Below are 7,269 nucleotides of genomic sequence, written 5' to 3'. Positions count from 1 at the left end.
CCCCCGTCCCCGCCCTGCGCACCCTGACCGCCGACGCACGCTGGGCGCTGGGCTTCCTCGGCCCCTGGCTCTGGCGGCGCCTGAGGGGCCGCTCCTCAGGAGACGGACGTACGGCCAAACGCCCCGAACTGACACCGTGGACGGCCCCGCGGACAGACCCGCGAACGGACCATGCCGCGAAGCCCCACTCCTGACACCCCGACACCTACCGGCACCCCACCCCGAGATAGCCTTCGCGAAGGCCGAACGGGCGGCGTCTACACACCAGGAGACGCAACGACCCGGAGGGCATCGTCTCGACGGACCGGCGCACATGGGACGTGAGCGGGCTCACGGAGGCGGGGCGGAGTAGGCAGCCGCCGCGTAGAAGAGGTCGACGACGGAACCAGACCGCAGGTTCCGGAAGTACTCCATTGCCCGGCGTGACCTGCCGTGATACACAGAGTGACTGTACTACTACTTGCATACCGCCCCACGCACCGCAAGGGTTTCCAAGGGCCGGCGGCAAGTCGTACGTACGAAACCCGCCAATCAATGACGCCAAGTCGACATACGACAGCGTCATTGTCGGCGACAATGAGGCCTGAGCTCTGCGCAGAGTGGCAGGGGATACGGAACTACCCACAAGGGGCGGTGACTTACATGTTCTTCGCAGCCGAAGAGGGCGACATCACCACGATCATCGGCGGAATCGCCCCGGACTGGGGCCCGTTCGGCGACTTGGGCAACGAGGCGCGGGTGATGATCGAGGTCGTGATGGCGGTCGCCATCCTGCTCTGCCTCGGCATCGCGATCTGGGGTGCGGCCAAGCAGCGTATCGGCGCGACGGCCCTGCGCGACACTTTCAGTGCGGAACAGGGCAAGGGCCTCATCATCGCTGGTCTCACCGGCGTCTTCATCATCGGCTCCCTGGGCACGCTGTTCACCATCGTGTACGGAATGGCCGTGTAGGCCCGCCCGGCCCGCTGACCCGGCCGGGTGGCACCCGGTTCCCTCCAACCCACCCGTCCGACGTGCCCACCGGCTGAGGTTGCGTTTCCCTGATGTCGAGTCACCACACCGCGCCCGCGATGGAAGCAGCGCGGCTACCGTCGTACTACGACTATGCGGTCCAGCACGAGGTTGAAGGGGCGTACGCGGCATGAGTCTCGGCGACGAGCACGGTTCGCGCGGCGACAACGGCGGGTACGGGGGCTCCGGCCAGACCCGTACGCGCTACCCCGACAGCGCCAGCGACGTCTACGGCGGCGCGCGCCGGGGCGGCCGTTCGTCCTCCCGCAGCCTCATCACGGTGGTGGGTGTGGTGGTGCTCCTGATCGCGGCCATCGCCTTCGCGAACCGTGGTGGCGGTGACTCCGGATCGTCGGACGAGAGCGGGGAGAGAGCGGAGGCGGCGCCTACGGCTGCGTCTGGGGAGCAGCCCGTTGAGACCAAGGCCGCGGGGATTCCTTCGGGGTTCGCGCAGGATGAGCAGGGGGCGGAGTCGGCGGCGGCTAACTACTCGGTGGCGCTCGGGTCCGCCGACATGTTCGACACGGACCGGCGGCGCGAGATCGTCGAGACGGTGTACGCCCCTGACGTCGCCGCCGAGCGCCGGGCCGGCCTCGACAAGGCGTACTCCAGCGAGAAGTTCCTGACCAACATCGGCCTGGACAAGAGCGGTGCCGCTCCGCGAGGCCAGACCTTCGTCTCGCGCGTCATTCCGGTCGGCACCACAGCCAAGTCCGCCAGCGCCGAAAGCGCCTCCGTGGAGGTCTGGTACACGTCGCTTTTCGGCCTCTCGGGCGACGGCTCCAAGAACCCCGTCACCGAGAGCTGGTACACGACGACGTACGAGCTGAAGTGGGTCGGCGACGACTGGAAGGTCATCGACTTCAAGCAGAAGGACGGGCCGGTCCCCGTCGGGCGCGACCAAACCGCGTCCACGGCCGACGACATGACGAAGGCCGTCGAAGAGTACGGAGGCTTCACGTATGCCCGCTAGTCGCCGCGTACTCACGGTCGCCGGCGCTGTCGCGGCCGTGCAGGCCACTGCAGTTCTGCTGGCCACCCAGGCCTTCGCCGCGCCAACACCGACGCCCACACCCAGCAACGACCCCTGCGACCTCATCCGCGGTCCCGCCAAGGACTACTGCGAAGAAGACGGCGGCTCCGGAGGCGGCGGAGGCGGCGGCTCCCTATCCGACCCCACCTCCACCCTCGACCCCCTCTCCTCCCTCGCAAAGGGCTGCGCCGACGCCGCCTCCTGGACCATCGACAAGCTCAGCGAAGCCGTCAAAGAAACCGCGGGCGTCGACTTCACGAACCCCAAGTTCCTCCAGCAGTACGCCGTCGTCTTCGCGGCCTCGACGATCCTCACCCTCGTCCTCTGGCTGCTCGCGGTCGCCAAGCGGGCCGTACGAGGCGTGCCGCTCACCACGGCCATCTCGGAGGCGATCGGCTTCCTCTGGCTGACCGTCCTGGCGTCGGCCTTCACGCCGCTGATCCTCTACACCGTCGTCTCGGCGACCGACGGCGTATCAGAAGTCCTGGCCCAGTCGACCGGCAACCAGACGGACACCTTCTTCGGCAACTTCTCCGGCGCCCTGGAGAAGGGCGAGGACATCGGCGGCGGACCGATCATGCTGATCGTCGTCTCCCTCGTGTCCATCCTCGCCGCGGGCGTCCTGTGGCTGGAGCTGGTCATCCGGGCCGCCCTGCTGTACGTGGGCGCGCTGCTCGGGACGGTCGTGTACGCGGGCCTGGTCGACAAGAACCTGTGGGGCCACGTACGCCGCTGGGCGGGCATCATGATCGCGGTGATCCTGGTGAAGCCGGTGATCGTGATCGTGCTCGGCCTCGCGGGCGCGCTGTCCGCCGAGGACGGACCGGACGCCTTCTCGGCCGTCGTCTCCGGCCTCTCCATCATCCTGCTGGCCATCTTCGCGAGCGCGATGATCTACCGCTTCGTACCGGGCTTCGGCGACGAGATCGCCAACTCCCGCAACAACCGCATCATGCAGGGCGCCGAAGGCAAGGCCGCGGCCGTCATCAGCTCCCCGGCCACCCTCGTCGCCCAGGGCATCAAGACCCACAGCACCCGCGCCGACAACAACGGCGGCGGTGGCGGCGGCGGCAACAGCGGCGGCGGTGCCCGCCCCGCCAACGCGGCCTCCGCCGGCGTAGCCGCCCACAGCACCCGCCCGTCCTCCAACGGAGGCGGAGGCGGCGGAGGCGGATCCGTACCCGCCGCCGCACCCCCGCCGCGCAACAGCCCGGTGAACACCCCCCACGCCAGCAACACCCGCAACAGCAGCAGTACCAACCGCACGGGAGGTGAAGGGCGTTGACGACCGAGTCCCATGTGTCCGTGTCCCATCCGGTCACGCCCCGCCGTACATATCTGATCGGCCGCGCCCGGCCGAACGCGATCGTCGGGAAGAACCGCGAGACCGGCGAGATCGCGCTGATCATCGTAGGCGCGTTCCTCGGCATGATGTGCGGCCTGCTCGTCCCCGTCCTCTCCCTGCGCATCGTCCTGCTGGTGGGTTTCCCGATGGTGGCGCTGGCCGCGGTGTACGTGCCGTACAAGCGCCGCACGTTCTACAAGTGGTTTGAGATCAACCGCAGTTACAAGCGGACGCTCCGCAGCGGCACCACGTACCGCAGCAACGTCATGGAGGCCGGCACCCGCGTCGACGGCCGCGAGGTCGAGATCGGCCCGCCCCCCGGCATCGGACGCATTACGTGGCTGGCGGCGCCCTTCGGCCCCGACGAGATCGCCGTCCTGCTGCACGCCGACCGGAAGACCGTCACGGCCGCGATCGAGATCGAGGGCCCGGGCGTCGGCCTGCGCGACTCCGAGGACCAGGAAGCCCTCGTCGACCGCTTCGGCACCCTCCTCAAGCACGTGGCGAACGGCGACGGCTTCGTCACCCGCCTCCAGATGCTCGCCCGCACTCTCCCGGCCGACCCGGACGCGCACGCCAAGGACGTCGCCGTACGCGGCGACGACCGCGCCCCCGGCTGGCTGCAGCAGTCGTACGACCAGCTCCAGTCCATGGTGTCGACGAGCAGCGAGCAGCACCGCGCCTACCTGGTCGCCTGCATGCACTACTCGCGCGAACTCGCCGCCGAGGGGCACGCGATGGCCCGGGCCGCGCGGCCCCAGGGCGGCAAGAAGCTGGACAAGGACGCGGGGCTCGCGGTCGTGATGGCGCGTGAGCTGACGGACATCTGCTCGCGGCTGCAAGAGGCGGACATCCGGGTTCGGCAGCCGCTCGGGCAGGGACGGCTCTCCTCCCTCGTCCACTCCATGTACGACCCGGACCACCCCATCGACCACATCCAGGCGATGACGAAACGCAACGCCTGGCCGGCCGAGCTGGACGCCATGGAGGCGACGTACCTCCAGGCGAAGACCCGCGAGTCCTCCACCCGCGCCCCCTGGTGCCACGCCACGGCCTGGGTGAAGGAGTGGCCGATGACCCCGGTGGGCGTCAACTTCCTCGCCCCGCTGCTCGTCCACACCCCGGACGTCATCCGGACCGTGGCCGTCACGATGGACCTCGAACCCACCGAGGTCGCCATCGAGCGGATGCTGACCGAGAAGACGAACGACGAGGCGGAGGCCAGCCGCCAGGCCAAGATGAACCGCACCGTCGACCCCCGCGACATCGCCTCGCACAGCCGCCTGGACCAGCGCGGTGAGGACCTCGCGAGCGGCGCGGCCGGCGTCAACCTCGTCGGCTACATCACCGTCTCCTCCCGCTCCCCCGAGGCGCTCGCCCGCGACAAACGGACGATCCGCGCCTCGGCCGGCAAGTCGTATCTGAAAATCGAGTGGTGCGACCGCGAGCACCACCGCGCCTTCGTCAACACACTCCCGTTCGCGACCGGCATCCGGAGGTAGGACTTCATGCGGGATCCGCTGTCCGCCGTCACGGAAGCCTTCACGTCGTTCCTGTTCGGCAAGGTCGAGACGACCCGGCTGCCGGTGCGCACGTCGACGGGCCAGGCCCAGGCGGTCTACCTCCCGACCGCCGCGCCCGGCCTCGGCGACTCCGGCGTCATCATCGGCCGCGAGGTGTACTCCGGGAAGGGCTACATCTACGACCCCTTCCAGCTGTACGGGCAGCAGCTCCCGGCCCCGCACTGGCTGGTGCTCGGCGAGTCCGGCAACGGCAAGTCGGCCCTGGAGAAGACTTACGTACTACGGCAGTTGAGGTTCCGCGACCGCCAGGTCGTCGTGCTCGACGCTCAGGGCGAGGACGGCGTGGGCGAATGGAACCTCATCGCCCAGGAGCTGGGTATAACTCCCATCCGCCTCGACCCGACAGCGGCCCTGGACATGGGAATCCGCCTCAACCCGCTCGACCCCGCGATCACGACGACAGGCCAGCTGGCCCTGCTCCGCACGATCATCGAGGTCGCGATGGGCCACGGCCTCGACGAACGCTCCGGCTTCGCCCTGAAGGTCGCGCACGCCTACGTCAACGAGACGATCACCGACCGACAGCCGGTCCTCACCGACATCGTCGAGCAACTGCGCCACCCCGAGCCGGAGTCGGCCGAGGCGATGAACGTCGCCCTCGACGACGTACGGGCCTGGGGCCTGGACGTGGCCCTGGTCCTCGACCGCCTGGTCGACGGTGACCTGCGCGGCATGTTCGACGGCCCGACGACGGTCGGCATCGACCTCGACGCCCCGCTCATCGTCTTCGACCTGTCCCACATCGACCGCAACTCCATCGCCATGCCGATCCTGATGGCCATCGTCGGCGTCTGGCTGGAGCACACCTGGATCCGCCCCGACCGGAAGAAGCGCATCTTCCTCGTCGAGGAGGCCTGGCACATCATCAACAGCCCGTTCGTGGCGCAGCTGTTCCAGCGCCTGCTGAAGTTCGGCCGACGGCTGGGTCTGTCTTTCGTAGCGGTGGTGCACCACTTGAGCGACGTGGTGGACGGAGCGGCGGCAAAGGAAGCGGCGGCCATCCTGAAGATGGCGTCGACCAGGACGATCTACGCCCAGAAGGCGGACGAGGCGAGAGCGACAGGCCGCGTCCTCGGCCTCCCACGCTGGGCGGTGGAGATCATCCCGTCCCTGACCCCCGGCATCGCCGTCTGGGACGTCAACGGCAACGTCCAGGTCGTCAAACACCTGATCACCGAAACCGAACGCCCTCTCGTCTTCACCGACCGCGCCATGACCGAGTCCTCCACCCCCGACCTCTCGGACGACGCCCTACGGGCCGCCGAACTCGAGGCGGAGGAGCGAGCGGCGGCGTTCATGGAACAACACCTGAGCGACCTCGACGACTCGTCCGAGTCCACGGTGGCGTAAGAACGGTGAGAGCGCTGAGGACGGTGGGGCCGAGATGAGTCCGTACGACGACCGGCACCGGGGTCACGAACGAGGCGGACGCGGCGAACGGGCCGAAGGAGGCGTCCCCGACGGCCTGTTGCTCGGAGTGCTCGGGTTCCTGCTGGGCATGACTCTGCTGGTGTGGTCGGCAACAGGCCTGGCGGCCGTGTTCGACCACGGCTCCTGGCCGTCGAAGGTCACCTTCGCCCGTACGCCCCTGGCGATGCGCCACCTGGTCCAGCACCCACACGACGTGGCAGGCGCCTGGCCGGACACTCCGGAGAGCCAGCTGACGGGGTACGGCCTGTTCTGGGGGCTGTTCATCGGCCAGCTGATGGTGCTGGTGGTGCTCACGGTGTTCGTGATGGGGACGTTCGCGAGGTGGCGGGCGGGGAGGGCTCGCCGACGCAAGGCTGCGGCGTACGGCTCGGAGTTCGGGCCGACGGACACGGCTGGCTCAGGCGCTGTGGCTGGGGACCGAGGGCTCGCGCCGGACGGGGCGTACGGCTCGGGTGTTGTGCCTGGGGGTGAGGCTGGTTCGGGCAGTCGGCCTGGGGCCGGCTCAGGGCTCCGGCCGGGCGCCGCCACCGGCCCGGGCTTCCCGGCTAGCGGCGCGACCGCCACTGGGCTCCCGCGTACCGCCGGTATGGAAGGTCCATCTGCGGGCGCGACGAGCTCCGGCCATCCGTCTTCGGCCGACTCCGGCTCCGGTTACCCAGCCGGGGGCACGACAGGCTCCGGGCTACCGGCGGCCGGCTTCGGCTCGGAACGCCCGCCCGGGGGCGCCGCCGACTCAGACCTCCGCCCCACGGCCAACTCCAACTCCGGCTCCGGCTCCGGCTCCGGCCAGCCGACTGCGGCAGGCTCCAGCGCGGCCCTTCGGCCCTTGGGCGCCTCCGGCCCGACCGCCCCCCACGCATCCGCTC

5 protein-coding genes and 2 pseudogenes are annotated in these 7,269 nt (G+C 69.5%); all 7 read left to right on the top strand.

Features of this window, described 5'->3' with window-relative positions:
* Positions 1-194 (top strand): annotated as a pseudogene (locus G6048_RS45775) (SGNH/GDSL hydrolase family protein); the annotation flags it as partial.
* 448 nt (positions 195-642) lie between these two features.
* On the top strand, positions 643-951 hold the full coding sequence (locus G6048_RS45770) for a hypothetical protein (protein ID WP_033328619.1): 309 nt from the start codon (positions 643-645) through the stop codon (positions 949-951).
* 190 nt (positions 952-1,141) lie between these two features.
* Positions 1,142-1,984 (top strand): hypothetical protein, encoded by an 843-nt coding sequence (locus G6048_RS45765; protein ID WP_165345536.1) that lies wholly within the window; start codon positions 1,142-1,144, stop codon positions 1,982-1,984.
* A complete protein-coding gene (locus tag G6048_RS45760; RefSeq protein ID WP_165345535.1) occupies positions 1,974-3,329 on the top strand; it encodes a hypothetical protein in 1,356 nt (451 codons plus the stop codon). Before G6048_RS45765 ends, G6048_RS45760 begins: the two co-directional genes overlap by 11 nt.
* Positions 3,326-4,891 (top strand): SCO6880 family protein, encoded by a 1,566-nt coding sequence (locus G6048_RS45755; protein WP_165345534.1) that lies wholly within the window; start codon positions 3,326-3,328, stop codon positions 4,889-4,891. Before G6048_RS45760 ends, G6048_RS45755 begins: the two co-directional genes overlap by 4 nt.
* 6 nt (positions 4,892-4,897) lie before the next feature.
* Positions 4,898-6,322 (top strand): ATP-binding protein, encoded by a 1,425-nt coding sequence (locus tag G6048_RS45750; protein WP_165345533.1) that lies wholly within the window; start codon positions 4,898-4,900, stop codon positions 6,320-6,322.
* 34 nt (positions 6,323-6,356) lie between these two features.
* Positions 6,357-7,269 (top strand): annotated as a pseudogene (locus G6048_RS50640) (hypothetical protein); the annotation flags it as partial.

Source organism: Streptomyces ureilyticus, from assembly GCF_011045025.1.
Classification (GTDB): Bacteria; Actinomycetota; Actinomycetes; order Streptomycetales; family Streptomycetaceae; genus Streptomyces; species Streptomyces ureilyticus.
The sequence above is the reverse complement of the archived record's forward strand: the minus strand, read 5'-3'. Positions and strand labels throughout refer to the sequence as shown.

What these genes read in the sequence shown, in the direction of transcription:
- G6048_RS45770 (WP_033328619.1), top strand. Translation starts at nt 643, where the DNA reads ATGTTCTTCGCAGCCGAAGAGGGCGACATCACCACGATCATCGGCGGA.
- G6048_RS45765 (WP_165345536.1), top strand. Translation starts at nt 1,142, where the DNA reads ATGAGTCTCGGCGACGAGCACGGTTCGCGCGGCGACAACGGCGGGTAC.
- G6048_RS45760 (WP_165345535.1), top strand. Translation starts at nt 1,974, where the DNA reads ATGCCCGCTAGTCGCCGCGTACTCACGGTCGCCGGCGCTGTCGCGGCC.
- G6048_RS45750 (WP_165345533.1), top strand. Translation starts at nt 4,898, where the DNA reads ATGCGGGATCCGCTGTCCGCCGTCACGGAAGCCTTCACGTCGTTCCTG.